General features: G+C 59.5%; 22 protein-coding genes and 1 pseudogene. 12 read left to right on the top strand and 11 right to left on the bottom strand.

Annotated features, from left to right (window positions below; all coding sequences use genetic code 11):
* Positions 1–38 precede the first annotated feature (38 nt).
* Positions 39–689 (top strand): tellurite resistance TerB family protein, encoded by a 651-nt coding sequence (locus tag LA321_RS18960; RefSeq protein ID WP_042069876.1) that lies wholly within the window; start codon positions 39–41, stop codon positions 687–689.
* A gap of 36 nt (positions 690–725) precedes the next feature.
* On the opposite strand, the pseudogene LA321_RS18955 reads toward LA321_RS18960, so the two are convergent.
* Together LA321_RS18955 and LA321_RS18950 are read right to left on the bottom strand one after the other, a co-directional pair.
* Positions 726–1,025: pseudogene (locus LA321_RS18955) on the bottom strand (PLP-dependent aminotransferase family protein); the annotation flags it as partial.
* 98 nt (positions 1,026–1,123) lie between these two features.
* Positions 1,124–2,296 carry an MFS transporter gene (locus LA321_RS18950; RefSeq protein ID WP_042069873.1) on the bottom strand — a complete coding sequence of 391 codons (1,173 nt, stop codon included), beginning with the start codon at positions 2,294–2,296 and terminating at the stop codon, positions 1,124–1,126.
* 304 nt (positions 2,297–2,600) lie between these two features.
* Here LA321_RS18950 and LA321_RS18945 point away from each other — a divergent pair, with 304 nt between their 5' ends.
* Positions 2,601–3,608: an HAD family hydrolase gene (locus LA321_RS18945; protein ID WP_042069871.1), complete on the top strand. Its 1,008-nt coding sequence runs from the start codon at positions 2,601–2,603 to the stop codon at positions 3,606–3,608.
* Between the two features lie 120 nt (positions 3,609–3,728).
* On the opposite strand, the gene dkgB is transcribed toward LA321_RS18945, so the two are convergent.
* From dkgB to LA321_RS18910, 7 genes are all read right to left on the bottom strand, one after another.
* Complete coding sequence (gene dkgB, locus LA321_RS18940) at positions 3,729–4,535, bottom strand: 2,5-didehydrogluconate reductase DkgB (protein ID WP_042069870.1); 807 nt, start codon at positions 4,533–4,535, stop codon at positions 3,729–3,731.
* An 83-nt stretch (positions 4,536–4,618) separates the two neighbouring features.
* Entirely contained in the window at positions 4,619–4,915 is a 297-nt protein-coding gene (locus LA321_RS18935; protein WP_042069869.1) for a putative quinol monooxygenase, read from the bottom strand.
* A 156-nt stretch (positions 4,916–5,071) separates the two neighbouring features.
* On the bottom strand, positions 5,072–5,662 hold the full coding sequence (locus LA321_RS18930) for a HEPN domain-containing protein (protein WP_042069867.1): 591 nt from the start codon (positions 5,660–5,662) through the stop codon (positions 5,072–5,074).
* A gap of 159 nt (positions 5,663–5,821) precedes the next feature.
* Positions 5,822–6,058 carry a hypothetical protein gene (locus tag LA321_RS18925; RefSeq protein WP_042069866.1) on the bottom strand — a complete coding sequence of 79 codons (237 nt, stop codon included), beginning with the start codon at positions 6,056–6,058 and terminating at the stop codon, positions 5,822–5,824.
* A 41-nt stretch (positions 6,059–6,099) separates the two neighbouring features.
* On the bottom strand, positions 6,100–6,462 hold the full coding sequence (locus tag LA321_RS18920; RefSeq protein WP_042069864.1) for a VOC family protein: 363 nt from the start codon (positions 6,460–6,462) through the stop codon (positions 6,100–6,102).
* An 82-nt stretch (positions 6,463–6,544) separates the two neighbouring features.
* Complete coding sequence (locus LA321_RS18915; RefSeq protein ID WP_042069862.1) at positions 6,545–6,781, bottom strand: hypothetical protein; 237 nt, start codon at positions 6,779–6,781, stop codon at positions 6,545–6,547.
* Positions 6,782–6,785: 4 nt separating this feature from the next.
* Complete coding sequence (locus LA321_RS18910) at positions 6,786–7,166, bottom strand: DUF6404 family protein (RefSeq protein ID WP_042069861.1); 381 nt, start codon at positions 7,164–7,166, stop codon at positions 6,786–6,788.
* Between the two features lie 195 nt (positions 7,167–7,361).
* Here LA321_RS18910 and LA321_RS18905 point away from each other — a divergent pair, with 195 nt between their 5' ends.
* Complete coding sequence (locus LA321_RS18905) at positions 7,362–8,264, top strand: LysR family transcriptional regulator (RefSeq protein ID WP_042069859.1); 903 nt, start codon at positions 7,362–7,364, stop codon at positions 8,262–8,264.
* A 203-nt stretch (positions 8,265–8,467) separates the two neighbouring features.
* On the opposite strand, the gene glpK is transcribed toward LA321_RS18905, so the two are convergent.
* The gene (glpK, locus tag LA321_RS18900) at positions 8,468–9,970 is read right to left on the bottom strand and encodes a glycerol kinase GlpK (protein WP_042028651.1); all 1,503 of its coding nucleotides are present in this window, start codon (positions 9,968–9,970) and stop codon (positions 8,468–8,470) included.
* Between the two features lie 29 nt (positions 9,971–9,999).
* Positions 10,000–10,854: an MIP/aquaporin family protein gene (locus LA321_RS18895; RefSeq protein WP_042069858.1), complete on the bottom strand. Its 855-nt coding sequence runs from the start codon at positions 10,852–10,854 to the stop codon at positions 10,000–10,002.
* Between the two features lie 510 nt (positions 10,855–11,364).
* Here LA321_RS18895 and glpT point away from each other — a divergent pair.
* From glpT to LA321_RS18850, 9 genes are all read left to right on the top strand, one after another.
* Positions 11,365–12,720 (top strand): glycerol-3-phosphate transporter, encoded by a 1,356-nt coding sequence (glpT, locus tag LA321_RS18890; RefSeq protein WP_042028653.1) that lies wholly within the window; start codon positions 11,365–11,367, stop codon positions 12,718–12,720.
* Positions 12,721–12,822: 102 nt separating this feature from the next.
* Positions 12,823–13,581: a DeoR/GlpR family transcriptional regulator gene (locus tag LA321_RS18885; protein ID WP_026456932.1), complete on the top strand. Its 759-nt coding sequence runs from the start codon at positions 12,823–12,825 to the stop codon at positions 13,579–13,581.
* Between the two features lie 269 nt (positions 13,582–13,850).
* On the top strand, positions 13,851–15,338 hold the full coding sequence (gene glpD / locus LA321_RS18880; RefSeq protein WP_042069856.1) for a glycerol-3-phosphate dehydrogenase: 1,488 nt from the start codon (positions 13,851–13,853) through the stop codon (positions 15,336–15,338).
* 93 nt (positions 15,339–15,431) lie between these two features.
* Positions 15,432–16,520 carry a glycerophosphodiester phosphodiesterase gene (gene glpQ, locus LA321_RS18875; RefSeq protein WP_042069854.1) on the top strand — a complete coding sequence of 363 codons (1,089 nt, stop codon included), beginning with the start codon at positions 15,432–15,434 and terminating at the stop codon, positions 16,518–16,520.
* A 207-nt stretch (positions 16,521–16,727) separates the two neighbouring features.
* Positions 16,728–17,210: a serine protease inhibitor ecotin gene (gene eco / locus LA321_RS18870; RefSeq protein ID WP_026457944.1), complete on the top strand. Its 483-nt coding sequence runs from the start codon at positions 16,728–16,730 to the stop codon at positions 17,208–17,210.
* Between the two features lie 298 nt (positions 17,211–17,508).
* On the top strand, positions 17,509–17,874 hold the full coding sequence (gene maoP / locus LA321_RS18865) for a DUF413 domain-containing protein (RefSeq protein ID WP_042028657.1): 366 nt from the start codon (positions 17,509–17,511) through the stop codon (positions 17,872–17,874).
* A complete protein-coding gene (gene hdfR / locus LA321_RS18860; RefSeq protein ID WP_026457942.1) occupies positions 17,874–18,749 on the top strand; it encodes an HTH-type transcriptional regulator HdfR in 876 nt (291 codons plus the stop codon). The genes maoP and hdfR overlap by 1 nt, the downstream gene beginning before the upstream one ends.
* A 218-nt stretch (positions 18,750–18,967) precedes the next feature.
* The gene (locus LA321_RS18855) at positions 18,968–19,909 is read left to right on the top strand and encodes a hypothetical protein (RefSeq protein WP_042069853.1); all 942 of its coding nucleotides are present in this window, start codon (positions 18,968–18,970) and stop codon (positions 19,907–19,909) included.
* Between the two features lie 144 nt (positions 19,910–20,053).
* Positions 20,054–21,244, top strand: a complete 1,191-nt coding sequence (locus tag LA321_RS18850; RefSeq protein WP_042069850.1) for an amino acid aminotransferase — start codon at positions 20,054–20,056, stop codon at positions 21,242–21,244.
* Positions 21,245–21,302 lie beyond the last annotated feature (58 nt).

Here is a 21,302-nt window from a genome sequence, read left to right as displayed (position 1 = left end):
GAGGTTCAGCATGGTTCACCATCCAACGAGGAGGTCCCATGAAACAAATGCTGGAGCAATTGATGGGAGCTGGCAAGGGCTGGCTCAACGAAGGCGGCGACAGCCGCAAGGCGCAGATGAAGGGGATGGCTCAGGGTGGCCTGGCGGCCGGGGCCATGGCCCTGCTGCTTGGCAACAAGAAGATGCGCAAATATGGTGGCAAGGTGGCGGCGGTCGGTGGGGCGGCGGCCCTCGGCGGTCTGGCCTACAAGCTCTATCAGGATTGGCAGGCACAGCAGGGCAGCCCGGCGCAGCCGACCCAGCCCCTCGATACCCTGCAGGGCAATGCGCTGGATGCCAGAGCCGCGCTTCTGGTGCGCGCCATGGTGGCGGCGGCCCGGGCCGATGGCCATATCGACAACGACGAGCGTCAGAAGATCCAGCAGTACCTGACCGAGCAGGGCCAGAGCGACGCGGCCCGCTGGATTGATGCCGAGCTGGCCCGCCCCCTGGATCCTCACGCCCTGGCGCGAGAGGTGACCGACATGGAGCTGGCGACCGAGGTCTACCTCGCCTCCCTGCTCGCCATCGACGTGGATCACTTCATGGAGCGCGGTTATCTGGACGAGCTGGCGCGCGCCCTCAAGCTCGATGACAACCTCAAAGGCAGCATAGAGCGCCAGGTGGCTCAGCTGGATGCTCCCGCCTGACCCCCGCTCAGTACATGGATTGTCGATAAGGCCCCGTTACGGGGCCTTGTTGTTTTTTGGGGGAATGGCGTCCAGCTGCTGGTGGATAAGCTCTGCCAGCCGGGTGAGAGCCCCCTCCAACTGATCGCTCCAGGGATGGGAGCTGTTGAGCCGCAGGCAGTGGTTGTGCAGCCCCTTGCTGGAAAAGAGCGCCCCGGGGGCCAGTGAAAAACCGCTGGCCAGCGCCCGGGCGTGCAGGGCGCGGCTGTCGAGGCGCGGGTCAAACTCGAGCCAGAGAAAATAGCCGCCATCGGGGGAAGAGATGCTCACTTCCACCGGTAGCAGGCGCAGCAGGGCCGTCGATGAGGATCTCAAGGAGTCTTGAGCCATTGCCATCTTGCCAATGAAAAAGGCCGACACAGGATGTCGGCCTTCTCGTTCTGTTGCGTGGCGGACTAGATTGCCAGCACCAGTCTGGCTTCACGCTTCTCGCTGATATGGGTCAGGCCATAGGCCAAGAGCACGATAAGGGCGCCAATCCAGGGGGTGTGCATCAGACCCAGGTGCTCCACCACCAGGCCGCCGACGACTGAGCCCAGCGCAATGCCGACGTTGAAGGCGGCGATATTGAGGCCGGAGGCCACATCCACCGCCCTCGGAGTGTGCTGCTCGGCCTGTTTCACCACCAGCACCTGCAGCCCGGGTACGTTGCCAAAGGCAAAGGCGCCCCACACCAGCACGGTGAGCACCGCCAGCACCGGGTGCGGCGCGGTGAAGGTGAGCACCAGCAGCACCAGCGCGAGACCGGCAAACAGCAGCTTCAGCGCTGGCAGGGGGCCCATGCGATCGGCCAGCTTGCCGCCCCAGATATTGCCGACGGCGACCGAGACCCCGTACACCAGCAGAATCAGGCTCACCGCGCCGGCGCTAAAACCGCTCACCTGCTGCAGGATGGGGGCGAGGAAGGTAAAGGCCGTGAAGGCGCCGCCGTAACCAAGCGCGGTCTTGGCGTAGACCAGCAGCAAGGGCTTTTTGGTGAGCACGGAGAGCTGATCGCGGATAGTCGAGGCCGCCCCCTTGGGCAGGTTATTGGGGATCAGCAGCAGGCTGCCCACCATGGCCACCAACCCCAGCAGGCTCACCACCAGAAAGGTCTCGCGCCAGCCGAACGTCTGACCAATCCAGGTGCCGAGCGGCACGCCGGTCACCAGCGCTATGGTGAGGCCGCTGAACATGATGGCGATGGCGCTGGCCGCTTTCTCTTTGGCCACGAGGCCGGTGGCGATGGTGCTGCCCACCGAGAAGAAGACCCCGTGGGCCAGCCCGGTCAGGATGCGGGCCAGGATCAGGCTCTCGTAACCGGGGGCCTGCCAGGCCAGCAGGTTGCCGGCGGTAAAGAGCGCCATCAGCCCCACCAGCAGCCACTTGCGCGGCACCTTGCCGGTGAGTGCCGTGAGTACGGGGGCGCCGATGGCCACCCCCAGGGCATAGAGGCTGACCAAGAGGCCCGCCGAGGGGAGCGAGACTTTGAGCTGGTCGGCGATGGTGGGGATAAGCCCCACGATCACGAATTCGGTGGTGCCGATCGCAAAGGCACTTAAGGTGAGGGCAAATAACGCCAGTGGCATAACAACTCCTTGGATAGGGACTCCCGACGGGAGAATGGCGCCAGTATGCCGAGGCAGCTTGTTGGCAAAAATGACGGCATATTCAAATGACTTTTGATCAATTCGCATCAATCTGGCCGTTAATCGCTTTCTCCCCCTGGCTTGTTGTGGCTATTGGCAGTGGTGTCATATTGCACTCGTTGGGCGTTGGGGTAAGCTCCGGTAGATGGTTTAGGCGCTGGTACAGGGGTGGCCCGGATACATGACGGGGGATGTCGCTCAGGGCTGCCAGTCATGGCTTTTCCCTTGCAAAACAGGACACAAGATGAAACTGACCAGACTATCCTCCTTTCTTTTGCTGTGCGGTGCCTTTGCCGCCCAGGCCGCCCCGCAAGATCCCCTCTTCGCCTGGAATAACACAACCGCCAAGCAGGCGATCATCAAATGGGTGGCCGATGCCACGGATCAGCAAAAAGCCACTTTTATCCCGGAAGATAAGCGCTTTGTAGTGTTTGATAATGACGGCACCCTGTGGCCTGAGGCGCCCCTGACGTTTCAGCTGCAGTTTGCGATAGACGAGATCAAACGTCTGGCGCTAGACCACCCTGAGTGGAAAAAAGAGCCCGTCGTCGCCGCTGTGCTGAACGATGATCTCAAGGCTTTGACCAGGATGGGGGAGAAGGGGCTTGTGCAACTGGTGGCCCTGACGCACAGCGGCATGACCACCACGGAATTTGCCAAGCGAGTGAACAACTGGGTGAGCAGCAAAAAAGATCCCCGCTATGGTTGCCACTACAACCAGCTTGGCTATCTGCCGATGAAGCAGCTGCTCACCTATCTGCGGGAAAACGGCTTCAAGACCTGGATTGTCTCCGGCGGTGGGGCCGACTTTATCCGGGAGCTGGCGGAGCCTATGTATGGCATACCGCCGCAGCAGGTGGTGGGGTCGTTTGCGCAAGGGGAGTTTGCCCTGACGGAGGATGGGTCAGCGATCCGCAAGACCATGAAGGGGGCCTACTATGACGATGGCAAGGCCAAACCGGCGGCCATCCACCTCTTTATGGGACAGCGCCCGGTGGCGGCCTTTGGCAACAGCGATGGCGATGTGCCCATGCTGCAGTACACCTCGACCAACCCCGACTACCGTACCCTTGGTCTGCTGGTCCACCACACGGACGCCAAGCGGGAATATGCCTATGACAGTCACCCTCCGGCCAGCGGCAAGCTGGTCGATGGGTTGGCTCAGGCGAAGGCGCGGGGCTGGGTGGTGGTCGACATGAAGTCGGACTGGAATCAAGTCTTTGATCCGGCGCTCTGCCCAAACGCCCCCTGACGGGAGGCGATTGACGGGGCGTGATAAAGCAGCAAGCGGGATCTATCCCGCAAATCCGGGCGAAGGCGGGAGCGCCTTCGCCCGGCTTGTTTTTGGCTGCCAGGGGCGTTACATCCCGGCTTAGTTATCCCAGGCGGGGGCAAAGTCCGGGTTGGCACAGCGCTCGCCTCGATCCAGGGTGGCGATGACAGCCATCTCATCGCTGCTGAGCGTCACCTTGAGGGCGGCCAGATTGGCGATCAGGTTCTCCCGCCTGGTGGAGCTCGGGATCACCGCCATGCCCTGCGCCAGCAGCCAGGCGAGCGACACTTGCGCCGCCGAGACGCCGTGGCGCTTGCCGATCTCCATCAGCAGCGGCTCGCTTAACACCTTGCCGTAGGCGAGCGGCATATAGGCGGTGACGGTGATGCCCTGTGCCTGGCAGAACTCCACCACCTTGCGGTTTTGCAGCAGGGGGTGAACCTCCACCTGCTGGTGGGCGATGGAGCCTGGCCCCAGAATGTCGATGGCTTCTTTAAGCTGGGCAACGGTGAAGTTGGAGACCCCGATCTCCTGGGTCAGCCCCCGCGCTTTGGCCTCGGCCAGCTGCTCCAGATAGACCGCCATCGGCACTTCATCCCTGGGAGAGGGCCAGTGGATCAGCGCCAGATCCAGATAGTCGGTGCCCAGTTTTTCGAGGCTCATCTCCAGGCTCGGGATCACCTTGCCCTGGCCAAACTCGCTGGTCCACACCTTGGTGGTCAGGTAAATATCCTGGCGGGGCACGCCGCTCTCGGCCATCAGCTGGCCCACTTCGGCCTCGTTGGCGTAGATCTGGGCGGTGTCGATATGGCGGTAGCCAAGCTCAAGCCCCTGCAGCAGGGAGTCACGCAGGGGTTGCCCGGACAGGCGGAAGGTTCCAAGACCCAGGTTGGGCATCTTCATCATGCTGTTCCTCAAATTGGTTGGCCCCTCTTTACAGATCAAAGGGCAAGGCTGTGTTTTGTGTCGTTGTCAGGGAAACGAGCCATTCAGGTACCCAGCGGCTGATAACGGCGAATGGTGCTGTCGGCAAACCAGGGCCCGATCTTGGCGAGAAATTCGATAAAGTGGGGTTGGCTCTGGTGAGTGGTGAGGGCAGCTTCACTTTCCCACACCTCGTAGAGCATCCAGCTGTGGGGATGGTCCAGATCCTGATGCAGTTGATAGCGCAGGCAGCCCGACTCCTGCAAGGTGGCCGCGATCAAGGGGCTCAAGGCGGCGCGAAACAGGGTGGCAAATTCGGGTTTGGCCTCAAGCTGGGCAATCACAATTACGGGCGATGACATCTGAACCTCCTTGCAAAATGAAGGTTCAGTATGAATATGAGGCTGGTAGGGAAAAAGGGACACTATTGCAATAGTGAATTGAGGGGAGCGCAGCAATGAGGCGAAATAAATACACCGGCAGAGCCGGTGTCGAGCGATCATTAAATTTGTACCGCGTTAGCTTGATAACTGATGCTGTCTTTCGAAAACGGAAGCATGGTGTTGATCTATTTTTTCATTGACGTAATTGTCTGTTGACTTCACCAGGTCTTTGATAAAACGGATCACCTTTTCGAGTTCATCGCGCTTGATAAGATGTGCCGACGGGATACCAGTGCTGATAGGCTTTGAGCGGTGAGCTGCATCCCCACGCTTTTTAATCCACTGATTTAGCGTGCATCTGGCTTTCTCTGGCTCATAGTTGGACCATCGCCATCCTTCTGTAACATCAAATCCCAAATAGTCTTGAAATATTCTCTTGGTCTTGTCAGAACTCGGATTATGGAATGATTTCAAATCGGTATGCAGTTTTTTCAAGATGAAGTCGCCAAGATAGCTGCCTTGTACAATGGCGAGTTTTTTATGCATCTCTTCGACCAGACGATCTTCTACGTAGGTTTCCCAAGCGGTAAGTGCCATGACAAGACCTGCGCGTTTGAGAACTTCGCTATTGGCTGGTGGTGGGTTGGCATTGATGCTATCAAAATGGGCAAGTAATTCCTCCGCATCCTTGATGGCGTATTCAAATCCTTGAATTGCTTTTGACATATTATCTTCCTGATAGGGATTTATTTCGTTTTACCAATTAGATCAGAGCGCACAAAGTCTGCAACTTATCAGATATGTTTAAAAAGATAAAAGAGATAACGCTTGTATTGATGGGTAGTAGGACCATTATTCCTTTCAGCCCTGTTGCTAGAAGTGAGGTTAATTGAACTCCTCCCTCTGATTTTCCAGCGTCTCCAGACCGCATTGTTCACACACCACATAACGGTCTAGCAGTTCAAGCGCCGCAATGCCGTGGCCCCCTATTCCGGAGAAAAAGCCGCTGAGAAAGGCCCTGAATTGCCCACGCTTTGTGTCGGGATAGGGGGAGGGTTTTTGTCTGATCTTCTCTCTGTGTTCGGTATCCATCCCGCAGTGAGGGCAAAACTGTTTGCTCATCTGGCTTCCTCTTGTGTGGGTAATTGGCCGGCCTGTGACTATCAGGCGCTGGCCGGCTCCGACCAAACGGCAAATTCATTGCCGCTGGGCTCGACAAAGTGAAAGCGGCGGCCACCGGGAAAGTCAAAGAGCGGCCGTACTATGCTGCCGCCAGCGCTGGCCACCTTGGCCTGGGTCGCTTCAATATTGGCGCTGTAGAACACCAGGATGGCCCCGCCTTGCGCGCTCTGGCTGCAGAGATCGGCGCGATAGAAACCGCCGTCGAGCCCTTCCCCGGCAAAGGCACAGTAGTCAGGGCCGTAATCGGCAAACTGCCAGCCAAAGGCGGCCTGAAAGAAGGCCTTGGTGGCGGCGAGATCCCTGGCGGCAAACTCCACATAGTTCAGTTTTTCATGGGCTTTCATCTGGGTTGCTCCCTGCTGGTCGATGGTTCGCCGGCTTATCCGCGCGGTGTCGATGAGTTGATGATGGCAGAATAAACCTTGCCTATTGAAACTCCTCGCCCTGATTGGCCAGGGTATCGAGCCCGCATCTGGTGCAGACCAGATAGCGGTCGACCTGATCCATGGCGGCGATGCCGCTCATGCTGGAGCCGGAAAAAAGGCCGCTGAGAAAGGCCTTGAGGACCCCGCGGGGAGACTCTTCGTGGTGCTGAACCTTGGGCAGGATCCGCTCGCGGTGATCGGTCTCAATCCCGCAGCGGGGACAAAATTGGTTGAACATGGGGTCACTCATGGATGGTGGGGGTCGTTGTCGTGGGGGCCAACTGCTCCCACGGGGTCAATTTCAGCTGTTTGCGCCTTATTCCTATGCTGCTTGCCATCAGCAGACCGAAGAGGGCAGCAAACAGGGCTGTCTGGCGCAGGGCGTCAACGGGTTCCATTTCAGTGCCATGCCAGCTGAACAGCCACATCAACAGACCCCAGATCAGCCCGGCGCTGATGCCAAATCCCAGCAGGTTGGCAAGCCAGCTCTGATAGTGGGGTGGCTTGACCGGATAACCGAGCCTGCGCAGCAGTCTGAACAGGAGAGGAGCGTAATGGGATTGCCATACGCCCCTGCTGGCAAGCTCCTGATGGGCGGCGCCCAGTCGCTCTTCGAATGTCATGGGATATTTCCTTGTGAGCATGCATGGCGCCATACGATGCCTGATGGCGAGCATTCTACCCATAAGCCCGATGGATAGATGGGTTGGCCATCACGTTATTGGCGAGGATTCTGCGGCTGGTGGCGTCCCGTTGGCCTTGCCAGTGCATGGCCAATGCGCCTATAAAGGCCCATTACTCTTGCCGGAATAACATCAATGAAGACCCATTCTGATGAACTGACCCTGTTTGTGGCCGTGGTGGAGGCGGGCAGTTTTCGCCAGGCGGCGGAAAACCTCGGTATGGACAACTCGGTGGTGAGCCGCGGCATCAAGCGGCTCGAAGAGAAGCTCGCTACCGTGCTGCTCAATCGCACCACGCGGCGGGTTAGCCTGACCGAGGAGGGGAGCTGGTTCTATCAGCGGGCGGTGAAGATCCTGACCGAGATGAGCGAGGCGGAGGGGCTGCTGCTGATGCGCCGCGAACAGCCGGAGGGGATCTTGCGGGTCGATGCCGCCACCCCCTTTATCCTGCATCGACTGGTGCCCATTATCGGCGAGTTTCGCCGTCGCTATCCGGGGATAGAGCTGCAACTGCACAGCTCCGAGGGCTTTATCAACCTGATGGAGCGGCGGGTGGACATGGCCATTCGCATCGGCGAGCTGAGCGACTCCTCCCTGCGCGCCCTGCCGCTCGGGCGATCCAGATTGCGGCTGCTGGCCTCTCCCGACTATCTGAAGGCGCGCGGCACCCCGCGCCAGCCGGCGGATCTGTTGACGGGTCACGAGCTGCTCGGCTTTTTGCATCCCGATCACCTCAATCACTGGCCGCTACTGAGTGAAGAGCAGGGGGATCGCTTTCCCATTAACCCGACCCTGCGTGCAAGCAGTGGCGAGACCTTGCGCCAACTGGCGCTGGCGGGGCAGGGGATTGTCTGCCTGTCGGACTTTATGACCGGGCCGGATCGGGCGAGCGGCGCCCTGGTGGAGGTGCTGGCGCGCAGCAACAGCGGCGCTTCGCGCCCCATCAATGCGGTCTTCTATTCAGATGCCCAGCGGGATATCCGGCTGCGGGTCTGGCTCGATTTTTTAAAGGAGCAATTAGGCAGCCACACCCTCTAATGGCTGAACAGGGCTGGGAGGAATATAGGTGCCAACCCATTCCCGGCCTCTGGCCGGGCAGAGGTGAGCATGGATGGCTTGATGGTTCAATGACGCAGGTGGTCATCAAGACAGAACACGCACAGAGCGCGAGATAAAAAAGAGGCCGACATCGCTGTCGGCCTCTTGGCATGTTTGTTTCCAAAAAGATGTCGGCTAGCCGATCAATCCTCTTCGGCCCAGCGGCGGGAACGCTCGACCGCCTTCTTCCAGCCGTTGTAGCGTTTGGCGCGCTCGTCACGGTCCATCTGCGGGATAAACTCTCTGTCCACGCTGAACTTGTCTTCCAGCTCGTCCGAGCTCTTCCAGAAGCCGACGGCGAGGCCTGCCAGGAAGGCGGCGCCCATGGCGGTGGTCTCGATACGGGTCGGACGGACTACCGGGGTGTGCATCATGTCGGACTGGAACTGCATCAGGAAGTCGTTGGCGACCGCGCCACCGTCCACTTTCAGGGCCGCCAGCTTGATGCCGGAGTCCTGCTGCATCGCATCCAGCACGTCGCGGCTCTGGTAGGCGATGGATTCGAGCGCCGCACGGATGATGTGGTTGCGGTTGGCGCCGCGGGTCAGGCCGACCATGGTGCCGCGAGCGTACGGATCCCAGTAGGGGGCACCCAGACCGACGAAAGCCGGCACCAGATAGACGCCGTTGGTGTCGCCCACCTTGCTTGCGAAGTAGTCGGTGTCGCGGGCATCGTGGATGATCTTGAGCTCGTCACGCAGCCACTGGATGGTGGCGCCGCCCATAAACACGGCACCCTCGAGGGCATAATTCACTTCCCCTTTCGGGCCGATGGCGACCGTGGTCAGCAGGCCGTTATTGGAGCGAACCGGCTCGGTGCCTGTGTTCATCAGCATGAAGCAGCCGGTGCCGTAGGTGTTCTTGGCCATCCCTTTTTCGAAGCAGAGCTGGCCGAACAGGGCGGACTGCTGGTCACCGGCGATACCGGCGATGGGGATGCGGGAGCCGCCGCCACGTGTGGTGTAGCCATAGACCTCGGAGGAGGGTTTGACTTCCGGCAGCATGGACATGGGGATGCCCAGCTCGTCCAGCATGCGCTGATCCCACTTCAGATCGCGGATGTTGTAGAGCATGGTGCGCGAGGCGTTGGTCGGGTCGGTGACATGCACTTCGCCGTTGGTCATCTTCCACACCAGCCAGGTGTCGATGGTGCCGAACAAGAGCTCGCCGTTCATCGCCTTCTCGCGGGCCCCTTCCACGTTGTCGAGGATCCACTTCACCTTGGTGCCGGAGAAGTAGGCGTCCAGCACCAGACCGGTGTTTTCGCGCACGTACTCTTCGAGGCCACGGGCTTTGAGCTCTTCGCAGATGGCCGCGGTACGGCGGCACTGCCAGACGATGGCGTTGTAGATGGGCTTGCCGGTGGCCTTTTCCCATACCACTGTGGTTTCACGCTGGTTGGTGATGCCGATGGCGGCGATCTCTTCACTGCGCAGGCCGGTCTTGGCCAGTACTTCGGTAAAGACGGAGGATTGGGTCGCCCAGATCTCCATCGGGTCGTGCTCTACCCAGCCCGCTTTCGGGTAGTGCTGGGTGAATTCGCGCTGGGAGGTGCCGACGATGTTGGCATCCTGATCGAAGACGATGGCGCGGGAGGAGGTGGTACCCTGGTCCAGAGCGACGACATATTTCTTTTCAGCAGACATGATGTTCTCCACGTTTTATGGGGCCGCTCTTACGCGGCGGCCTCTTCTTTGGCTTTGGCGGTTTGGGTGGCTTGCTCGGTGGTGGCAACACGGTTGCCCGGCACACAGGGGGCCAATACTTTCACATAGAGGGCGGCACCAATCTGGGCACCGACGATGGGGCCGAGGATGGGTACCCAGAAGTAGGGGTTGTCACGACCACCGGTCAGGGCCACATCACCCCAGCCAGCGAAGAAGGCAAACAGCTTGGGACCGAAGTCACGGGCCGGGTTCATGGCAAAACCGGTTAACGGGCCGAGGGAGGCGCCGATCACCGCGATCAGGATACCGATCAGCAGGGCGGCGGCGAAACCTTTGGGGGCACCGTTGTTGTTGTCGCACAGCGCCAGAATGCCCAGCATCAGCACGGCGGTGATCACCAGCTCGACCGCGAAGGCCTGCAGGTTGGAGATCAGGGCATTGGGGTAGGTAGAGAAGATGCCGGCGGTGCCGAGGCTCTCGATGCTGCCGCGTGCCACGTTATGGGTCACTTCCCACTGGGTGAAAAGGTTACCATACAGGAAGTAGACAAGGGCGGCGAAGCAGAAGGCGCCTGCCATCTGGGCGATGATGAAGGGCACCACCTTGCGTTTGTCAAAGCCGGCAAAGGTCATCAGCGCCAGGGTGACGGCCGGGTTCAGGTGGGCACCTGAAATACCGCCGGTCACATAGATGGCAATGGCCACGCCAAGGCCCCAGGTAATGGAAATTTCCCACTGACCAAAATTGGCGCCTGCCAGCACCAGGGCGGCCACACATCCTACGCCGAAGAAGATCAGCAGGCCGGTGCCGATAAACTCGGCGATGCACTCACCAAGCAGGGTATTGGGTCTTTGTATGCTCATATCTGTATTCCTCGTATCCACCCGTAGTAGAGGTTTGATGTTCTGTTATTGTCGATGTTCCGTTTTATCGTTTTTCTATCTATCTGTTGCGTCCGGAAACGTTTCCCTGTTTTTTCTCACCTTACGCAAACGTTATGCTCGTTTTTGTTCGTTATCGGACGTGTGAGAAAATAACCCGTCCCGACGAATTCACCATCCCCCCGCCATGGGAAATGTGGGCAAGATCCCACTCATTGCTAAGAAAATGTGACGTAAAGCAACCTGATAACGGCCAGTTACCCCCAAGGTGGTAGTCTCTATCCCTTGCTGTACAAGGGGTTGCGCTTGATGATTGATTTCTCATTTGAGGCTTTTTGTTTGTAATAAATCTGCAATATTTGAGCATGTGTCACAGAACTTGTGAGCGTTTATGCGCACAATTGGCTCGCTTTCGAATTTGAGGACTCACTCGATTCGTCAGCTTGGTCAGGGCATCCTCAACCGCCCATAACAACAATAAGGAAGCAGAACATGCTTAGTCTCTTCAGGCCTGCACCGCACATCGACAGGCTTCCGGCTGACAAGGTCGACCCCTTCTATAAACGCATGCGTTGGCAAGTCTTCATCGGGATCTTTTTCGGTTACGCAGGTTACTACCTGGTCCGGAAAAACTTCAGTCTGGCCATGCCCTATCTGGTGGAGCAGGGCTTCTCCCGCGGGGATCTCGGCTTTGCCCTGTCCGGGGTCTCCATCGCCTATGGCCTTTCCAAGTTTTTGATGGGCAACGTGTCGGATCGCTCCAACGCCCGTTACTTCCTCTCCGCCGGTCTGCTGCTGTCGGCCGGCATCATGTTCATGATGGGGACCATGCACTGGGCCACCTCCAGCATCGCCATCATGTTTGTGCTCCTGTTCCTGAATGGCTGGGTGCAGGGCATGGGCTGGCCTCCCTGCGGTCGCACCATGGTGCACTGGTGGTCACAAAAAGAGCGAGGCGAGATCGTCTCGGTCTGGAACGTGGCCCACAACGTGGGTGGCGGCATGATTGGTCCGCTGTTCATCCTGGGGATGGGCTGGTTCAACGACTGGCGCAGTGCCTTCTATGTGCCGGCTGCGGCCGCCGCTGCCATCGCGGTGATCGCTTTCTTCGTGATGCGTGATACCCCGCAATCGGTCGGTCTGCCCCCCATCGAGGAGTACAAGAACGACTACCCGAAGGATTACAACGAGAGCCACGAGCAGGAGTTTTCCGCCAAGGAGATCTTCGTCAAGTACGTGCTGCACAACAAGCTCTTGTGGTACATCGCCATCGCCAACGCCTTCGTTTACCTCATTCGTTACGGCGTGCTGGACTGGGCCCCGACCTATCTGAAAGAGGCCAAGGACTTCTCCGTCGACAAATCCTCCTGGGCTTACTTCCTCTATGAGTGGGCCGGTATCCCGGGCACCCTGTTGTGTGGCTGGATCTCCGACAAGATGTTCCAGGGCCGCCGCGCCCCGGCCGGCATCCTGTTCATGGTGCTGGTGACCCTGTTCGTGCTGGTCTACTGGCTCAACCCGGCGGGCAACCCCACCGTCGACATGCTGGCGCTGGTGGCCATCGGCTTCCTCATCTACGGTCCCGTCATGCTGATCGGTCTCTATGCCCTGGAGCTGGCACCGAAGAAGGCGGCCGGTACCGCGGCAGGCTTCACCGGTCTGTTTGGTTACCTGGGCGGTGCGGTCGCGGCCAACGCCATGCTGGGCTACACCGTTGACCACTTTGGCTGGGATGGCGGCTTCGTGGTGCTGACTGCATCCTGCGTGCTTTCCATCATCCTGCTGGCGATGACCCTCAAGCACGAGAACATCGCCGTTGCAGCCAAGGCGGCGGCCAATAAGGCATAAAACGTGATCCCCAGCTTATTGATCCCAAAGGGGATCAGGTAAACTGCCAGAAGGCCCCGCATCTGCCGGGGCCTTTTTTCGTTTCATCATCGGAGTGAAAGCGTGAAACAAACCCAACGACATCTGGAGATCCTGGAGGTCTTGACGCGGCAGGGATTTGTCTCGACCGACGATCTGGTGAGCCATTTTGACGTCAGTCCCCAGACCATTCGCCGGGATCTGAACGATCTCGCCGAACAGAACAAGATCCGGCGCCATCACGGTGGTGCCTCTTTGCATTCGAGCACGGTCAATACTGCCTACAGCGCCCGCAAGGTGATGCAGCTCAAGGAGAAAGAGCGTATCGCCCGGGAAGTAGCGGCCAATATTCCCGACGGCTCCTCCCTCTTTATCGACATCGGCACGACCACCGAGGCCATTGCCCGCGCCCTGCTCGATCACCGTGAGCTGCGCATCGTCACCAACAACCTCAACGTGGCCAGCATACTGACCGCCAAGGATGACTTCACCGTCATCATCGCCGGGGGCGAGATCCGCAACCGGGACGGCGGCATAGTGGGGGAGGCAACCCGCGACTTCATCGGCCAGTTTCGCATGGATTATGGCGTCATCGGCATCTCGGGCATCGACAGCGATGGCTCCCTGCTCGATTTCGACTATCACGAGGTGAAGATTGCCCAGGCCATCATCGCCCACTCCCGTCAGGTGTTCCTGGCCGCCGACCACACCAAGTTCGGTCGCAATGCCATGGTCAATCTCGGCAACCTCAGCCAGGTTCACGCCCTCTTCACCGATCAGGAGCCGCCGGAGAAGCTGGTGCGGCTGATGGCGCAGCACCAGATCGCCTGCCATATCTGCTGATCATCGTCGGCAGATATCACTATAAGCCGCCTATCCGGGCGGCTTTTCTATTTTCATATCCCTTAATGGCTAGTTTTCACCTGGGCTGCGCTACCCCCTGTCCGGCAGCGCATCGCTGGTGAGCGTGCCATGCCATATTTGCTGCTTTCCGTGGGATGGTGCGATCACACTTTCGCCATAAAATGTTCGTTTGTTGGTTTTTCATGTTCTAAAATGAGCGAAATCAAACATTGCTGCCATAGCAATCATAAAAATGAAAGTAGGTGAACATGAGCGAACATTATGATCTGGTCGTCGTCGGCGGCGGCATCAACGGCGTCGGCATCGCGGCCGATGCGGCGGGGCGTGGGCTGAAGGTGGCGTTGTTTGAAGCGCAGGATCTCGCCTCGGCCACCTCCTCCAACTCCAGCAAGCTGATCCACGGCGGCCTGCGTTATCTCGAACATTATGAATTCCGGCTGGTGAAAGAGGCGCTGGCGGAGCGGGAGGTGCTGCTCGGCATGGCGCCCCATATCGCGCGCCCCATGCGTTTTCGCCTGCCCCATCGCCCGCACCTGCGCCCGGCCTGGATGATCCGTGCCGGCCTCTTCCTCTATGACAATCTGGCCAAGCGCGACAAGCTCAAAGGCAGTTGCGGCGTGCGCTTCCTGCCGCAAGATGGTCTGACCGCCGGCATCAGCAAGGGGTTTGAATATTCCGACGCCTGGGTCGATGACGCCCGCCTGGTGGTGCTCAATGCCATGATGGCCCGGGACAAGGGCGCCGACGTGCAGACCCGTACCCGCTGCGTCAAGGCGGTGCGCGGATCCAAACACTGGACCCTGACCCTGGAGCGGGAAGGGGGCGAGCAGTTCACCGTCTCCTGTCGCGGTCTGGTCAATGCGGCCGGTCCCTGGGTCAAGACCTTCTATGACGAGAGCCTGCACGAGACATCCCCGCGCGGTATTCGCCTCATCAAGGGCAGCCATATCGTGGTACCGCGCATCCATGAGCGCGAAGAGGCCTACATCCTGCAAAACGAGGACAACCGCATCGTCTTCGTCATTCCCTACCAGCAGGATTACTCCCTGATCGGCACCACGGACGTGGAGCACCACGGCAGTCCGCGCGAGGCCAGGATCAGCGACGCCGAAGTCAACTATCTGTGCAAGGTGGTCAACGCCCACTTCACCCGCCAGATCGCCCCGAAAGATGTGATCTGGACCTATGCCGGGGTGCGCCCGCTGTGCGATGACGAATCCGACTCGCCCCAGGCGGTGACCCGCGACTACACGCTGGAGCTCTCCGGTGAATCCGATGGCGCGCCGCTGCTCTCAGTGTTTGGTGGCAAGCTCACCACCTATCGCAAGCTGGCCCAGGCTGCCTGCAACAAGCTCAAGCCCTGGTTCAGCCAGATGGGCGACGACTGGACCGCCAGCAGCCGCCTGCCCGGCGGCGAGTTCGATTGCACGGTACGCGAACTGGCGCGCGCCTATGCGCTCGAATTCGACTGGCTCGATGATCGCAGTGCCCTGCGCATCGCCGAAGCCTATGGCAGCCATGCCCGCCTCTGGCTGAAAGAGGAGCGTGGCCAGCACTTTGGTGCCGGATTGTATGAATCCGAGGTGCGCTATCTCATCGAGCGCGAGTGGGCCTTTACCCTGGAAGATATCCTGTGGCGCCGCAGCAAGCTGGGGCTGCGCCTCTCCGACGCCGAACAGCAGCAACTGCAAGCCTGGTTGGCGCAACATCATCACGCCTTGCCCAAGGCAAGCTGATGAAAAAGCGGGCTGCTGCCAGGCAGCCCGCCCTAAAACTGCAATAAACCTCTGATAGAACAACTACCTACACAATAATAAAGAGCATCACATATGAAAAAATTCGCTATTTCCCTCATTGCGTTGGGCCTTGGGGCCTCCCTGTCATTGCCTGCGCTGGCCGTCGATGAAGGCAAGGTGGTGATCGCTCACCGCGGCGCCTCCGGTTACCTGCCCGAACACACCCTGGCGTCCAAGGCCATGGCCTACGCCATGGGGGTGGACTACCTCGAGCAGGATCTGGTGATGACCAAGGATGACCAGCTGGTGGTGATGCACGATCACTTCCTGGACGGCATCACCGACGTGGCCGAGCGCTTCCCCGGCCGGGCCCGCCCGGATGGCCGCTACTATGTAGTGGACTTCACTCTGGACGAGGTGCGCTCCCTGCGCATGACCGAGCCGTTCCAGCTGGTGGATGGCAAGCAGGTCCCCGTTTATCCCGCCCGCTTCCCACTCTGGAAGTCCAACTTCAAGATCCACACCTTCCAGGAAGAGATCGAGATGATCCAGGGCATGAACAAGAGCACCGGCAAGAACGTCGGCATCTATCCGGAGATCAAGGCCCCCTGGCTGTTTCGCCACGAAGGCAAGGACATCTCCAAGGCAGTGCTGAAGGTGCTCAAGGAGTACGGCTACACCACCAAGGATGACAAGGTCTATCTGCAATGCTTCGATGCCAACGAGCTCAAGCGCATCAACAGCGAGCTGATGCCCGCCATGGGGATGGATCTCAAGCTGGTGCAGCTGATGGCCGAGACCGACTGGAACGAGACCATGGTCTACGACGCCAAGGGCAAGGCGACCCCCTATGACTACGACTGGATGTTCAAGCCGGGCGCCATGAAGACCATCGCCTCCTATGCCGAAGGGATTGGCCCCTGGAAGCCGATGGTGGTGACCGAGCCGGGTACTCCTGGCAAGCCGGTCTTCACCAACATGGTGAAAGAGGCCCATGCCGCCGGTCTCAAGGTGCATCCTTATACCTTCCGTCAGGATGAGGGACAGATCCCCGCCTATGCCAAGGACTTCACTGATCTCCTGAACATCTTCCTTTATCAGGCGGATGTGGACGGGGTGTTCAGCGACTTCCCGGACAAGGCGGTGGCCGTCATCCAGGCCCATGAGACGGCTAAAAAATAGTGAAAAAAGAGTAAGTTGGTGCATGGCGAGGTCAGTTGGCCTCGCCTTTTTCATGAGGCTCCCGCAACGGGCGTGTACACCATGTCAGAAAATAACCAGATAGCGTCACTGTGTGCCGGTTCCTGCGAGATTTGCGGCGCAGAGCGCTGGCATGAAATCGGCAGAGCGGTTAGTCTAGCGGCGTTGAACCAACCCCAAGAGGTACAGATGAAAACCGTACTGCGTTTTAGCCTGCTGGGCGCCTTGTTGCTGGGCGGCCATGCCGTCGCTGCCGAGCCGAAAAAATTTGATATCAGCATGTTCCCAGCCGCTGACGTGAATCAGGAACGTGTGGTGATCCGCCTGCCCGAAGTCGAAAAAGAAGCCGACATGATGGTCGAGCTGCAGGTTGGCAAGAAGATGATGGTGGATTGCAACGTGCCACGTTTTGCCGGCAATCTGGAACAGCACAGCGTCAAGGGCTGGGGCTACAACTATCTGGTGCTGGGCAAGGTATCCGACCCCATCAGCACCCTGATGGCCTGCCCGGATGGACAGAAGAAGGAGTCTTTTGTTCAGGTATATGGCCAGGGCTTCTTTGTGAACTACAACTCCAAGCTGCCATTCGTCATCTATGTGCCCCAGGAATATGAAGTGCGCTATCGTCTGTGGCGTGCCGACAACCTGGCTCAACCGGCCATGATCGAGTAACTCGCTCTGCAGCCCTGCGACACGAGTTGACTCGCGATAAAAATAAAGCGCCATATGGCGCTTTATTTTTATCTGTCGCGGTGACAAACCGGCCTGTCAGGATGACATCGTTTTGGCATAAGCCCGTTATTTATCAATGATTTTTTCTTGTTTTGAGACGAAATCATCAATAGGGTCGGGATAAATCGACATCAATAAAAGTTTTTTATTAACATAGTGAAAAAATTGATTTTGCACTCGGCGATGGCCTGATGATACTTGCCCGCAAAGGTCAAACTAACCAGAAAAAAAGAGCACTATGAGCTTCGAATCAGACAAGCGTTTCAACGACTTCAAACATTTTCCCCGTGGCCTGCGTCGCAGTGGTGAATTCACTGTGGCCGAAGCGGACAGTCTGGAAAAGTACGGTACCGCCATGCTGGCACTCTATCAGGGCAACCTGGCTCCTCGTGACGAGGTTGAGTCTGCCTTCATCGAGCAGGTCAAATCCGGCGCTGCCGGTGCCAACCCCCATGCCAAGGTGTGGTTCAAGTACCTCAAGGTGATCGGTCCCAAGCGTGTTCATCGTCTCTGCACCGTCGTGGGTGGTGCCAGCGAAGAGAGCAGCGGTGGTGGCAGCTTTGACGTGGGCGGCGGCGGTGGCAGTGACGAGTCCATCGATTAATGGATACCGAGCTGCTTCGGACCTTCATTGAGGTAAGCAAGACCCGGCACTTTGGCCGGGCTGCCGAAAATCTTTACCTGACCCAGTCGGCGGTGAGTTTCAGGATCCGCCAACTCGAACAGCAACTGGGTGTCAGCCTGTTTGCCCGCCATCGCAACAATATTCGTCTGACCGCCTCCGGTGAGCGTCTGCTGCCTTATGCAGACGCCATCTTGCATACCCTGGGTCGTGCCAAGCAGGATGTGGCCCTCTCGCCCGGATTCAGCCAGCAGCTGGCTATCGGGGCGCCGGCGGTGTTCTGGGAGCTCGACTTCAACGACTGGCTCAACCACATCTATGCCCTGGCCCCCGGGCTCGCAGTGCGTCTGGAAACGGCTTCGCGCGAACACCTCTGCCGGCAGCTGCTGGAGCGCTCCCTCGATCTGGCGCTGCTCTCCGAGCCCACCAAGATCGACGAGATCGCCCTGCATCCCATCGGCGAGCTGGTGTTCGAGCTGGTGAGCCGGGAGCCGGCCGCCAATGCCGACAACCTGATCCAGATGCCCCACATTCATCTGGATTGGGGCACCAGTTTCGAGCCGCAGCCGAGCCGTCTGCAGAGTCTGCAAAAGACGCCTGTGTTGCATTCGAGCTCCGCCAGCATGGCGCTGCAGTTCGTGTTGGCCAATGGCGGCGCTGCCTATCTGCCGCGGCGGATGGTGAGCCCCTATCTGGAGAAGGGTGCCCTGCATCTGGTGGAAGAGGCGCAGCCCCTGAGCCGCCCCCTCTATCTCGCCTATCTGGAAAAATCCGATCGGCGGGAACTGATCGATCAGCTGCTGGCGCTGCCGCTTGGCTGGCATGAAGCCGATCTGCGTCTGAACGAACCTCAATAAGCCCGTCGAACTCATAAAAAACCCGCCTGCAGGCGGGTTTTTTATTTGGGGCAAGGGTTGCCGGCTTCCTGGATGGGGAGGGCGGCGCCGGGCCCATTCTTGTTGCCAGCCTTCCTTTGTTCATGCGCTGAGTCACGGATTGCCCCGACCGGGCTTGGCCGGGGCTCACAAGATCAGTTAATTTCCGGCTCTCGTTGCGACACAGGGATGGAGTGCAAGTGATCGATTTTCGTCACCCCGAATGGCGGGAGCTGGCCCGGCAGCTGCTGGAACATTCGCCCTTGGCGATCCGGGGCCGCCAATGGCAGCCGTTGGTGGGCCTGCTCAGGGACAACCAGCTGTTGCTGGCCCTCGGCAATCACCACTATGAGCTGACGCCGGCGGGGCGACGCTATCTGACCCGTGAGCTGATGCTGGCGGAGATCGCCACGGCGCCACCAGCTCCCGAGGAGTGGCTGCACGCCCAGGGGTGGCAGCTGGGGGAGCTGGTCAACGAGCAGGTGCTGGCGGCCCTCTATCGCAAGTCTGGGACGGGGTTCAGTCCGGTCGAGCAGATCGACTTCGAGGACAAGGGGATCCGGCTCTGCAGCGATCAGCTGCTGCGCCTGCGCGCCTCTGCCCCCTTCAGCCTGTTTTTCAGTGGCGGTACCCTGCTCGATGCGGCGCCCTGGTTGCAGACCTTGGGGGAGGTGGCCCTGCCGGAACGCACCCTGGCCGGGCTTGGCAAGATCCTGTGGGGGGAGGGGGAGCTCTTGCGGGTGATCAGCACGGATTGCATCGGCGCTTTTGCCGAACTTCCCCTCGCGGATGGCACTCTGCTGGTGTGGGCGCCGGCCACGGCCCACTCGACCCTGCAACAAATCGTGGCGGCCCTGCCGCCCAATGTGCAGTGGAGCCATCTCACCGCCCTCGACCCCGCCGGGGTGGATCGGGTCCAGGCGCTGGCCCAGCGTCTCGGGCGTCCGGCCAGCTGGTGGTTGCCCGTTTCCCTCTCTCCCATCATGGCCGCCTATGGCCAGCCGCTGACGGAGAGCCGGCCCTGGGAGACGAGCCGTCTGCCCAAGTCTTTGTTGGCAGTTTGTAGCGCTTTGGTTGAATCCAATGGTGGTTTGTCTGCCGAAGTGTGCGCGCTGGCCACCAGCTGGCATGCCGTCGGCTGAAATCGCCGCACGGATGGGCTAAAAAGCGGTTTTCCCTCCTTGAACGCAGTGATATAAAGAGCTGACGAAGCGCTCGCAGGATGGGCGCTTTTGTTTGCCACCATGCTTTGCCATCCAAGCCATCAACGGAATACAGGGAATACCATGTTTGAAAAGGTTGTTGCCGCCCCAGCGGATCCGATCCTGGGCCTGACCGAAGCCTTCCGCGCTGACACTCGCAGCCACAAGATCAATCTGGGCGTAGGGATCTACAAGGATGAGACCGGTGCCACCCCTATCCTTCATTGCGTCAAGCGAGCCGAACAGAAGCTCTTGACCGACGAGAAGACCAAGAATTACCTCGGTATTGAAGGCAATATCGAGTACGGTCGCATCGTGCAGCAGCTGCTGTTCGGGCAGGACTCCCCTCTGGTCAACAGTGGCCGCGCCAAGACTGCCCAAGCGCCGGGTGGTACCGGTGCCTTGCGCATCGCCGCCGAGTTTGTGGTGCGCAACAATCTCGCCAAGACCGTCTGGATCTCCGATCCCACCTGGGCCAACCACGTCAGCGTGTTCCAGGCCGCCGGCCTGACTGTCAAGTGGTACAAGTACTACGATGCAGCGACCAAGGGACTGGATTTTGCTGCCATGCAGGCGTCCCTGTCCGAGGCGCAAGCCGGCGATCTGGTATTGCTGCACGGCTGCTGCCACAACCCGACCGGTATCGACCCGACCGCTGATCAGTGGCGCGCCCTGGCCAAACAAAGTGCCGCCGCCGGCTGGCTGCCGCTGTTTGACTTTGCCTATCAGGGTTTTGCCCGCGGTATCGAGGAGGACGCCGAGGGTCTGCGCATCTTCGCCGAGTGCCACGACGAGCTGCTGGTGGCGAGCTCCTTCTCCAAGAACTTCGGCCTCTACAACGAGCGGGTTGGCGCTTTTACCCTGGTCAGCGCGACCAAGGAGATCGCCGAGGTGGCCTTCACCCAGGTCAAGACCGTCATTCGTGCCAACTACTCCAACCCGCCGTCACACGGTGCGGCGGTGGTCACCGCCGTGGTGAGCGATCCGGCCCTCTATGCCGAGTGGGTGGAAGAAGTGGCCGCCATGCGGGTGCGCATTCGCGAGATGCGCGAGCTGCTGGTGGAAAAACTGGCTGCCCGTGGCGTAAACCAGGATTTCGGTTTCATTCGTGAGCAGAATGGCATGTTCTCCTTCTCCGGCCTCAGTAAAGATCAGGTTGAGCGCCTCAAGAGCGAGTTCGCCATCTACATCGTTGGCTCCGGCCGGATCAGCGTGGCCGGGATCACCCGTGCCAACATCGATCCCCTGTGCGATGCCATCGCCAAGGTGCTGTGACAAGTTGGTCGTGATGGCGCCAGGCCAGACAAAAGCCCGCCGGGGAGACCCAGCGGGC

This window comes from Aeromonas enteropelogenes (assembly GCF_020097295.1).
Taxonomy (GTDB): domain Bacteria; phylum Pseudomonadota; class Gammaproteobacteria; order Enterobacterales; family Aeromonadaceae; genus Aeromonas; species Aeromonas enteropelogenes.
The sequence above is the reverse complement of the archived record's forward strand: the minus strand, read 5'-3'. Positions and strand labels throughout refer to the sequence as shown.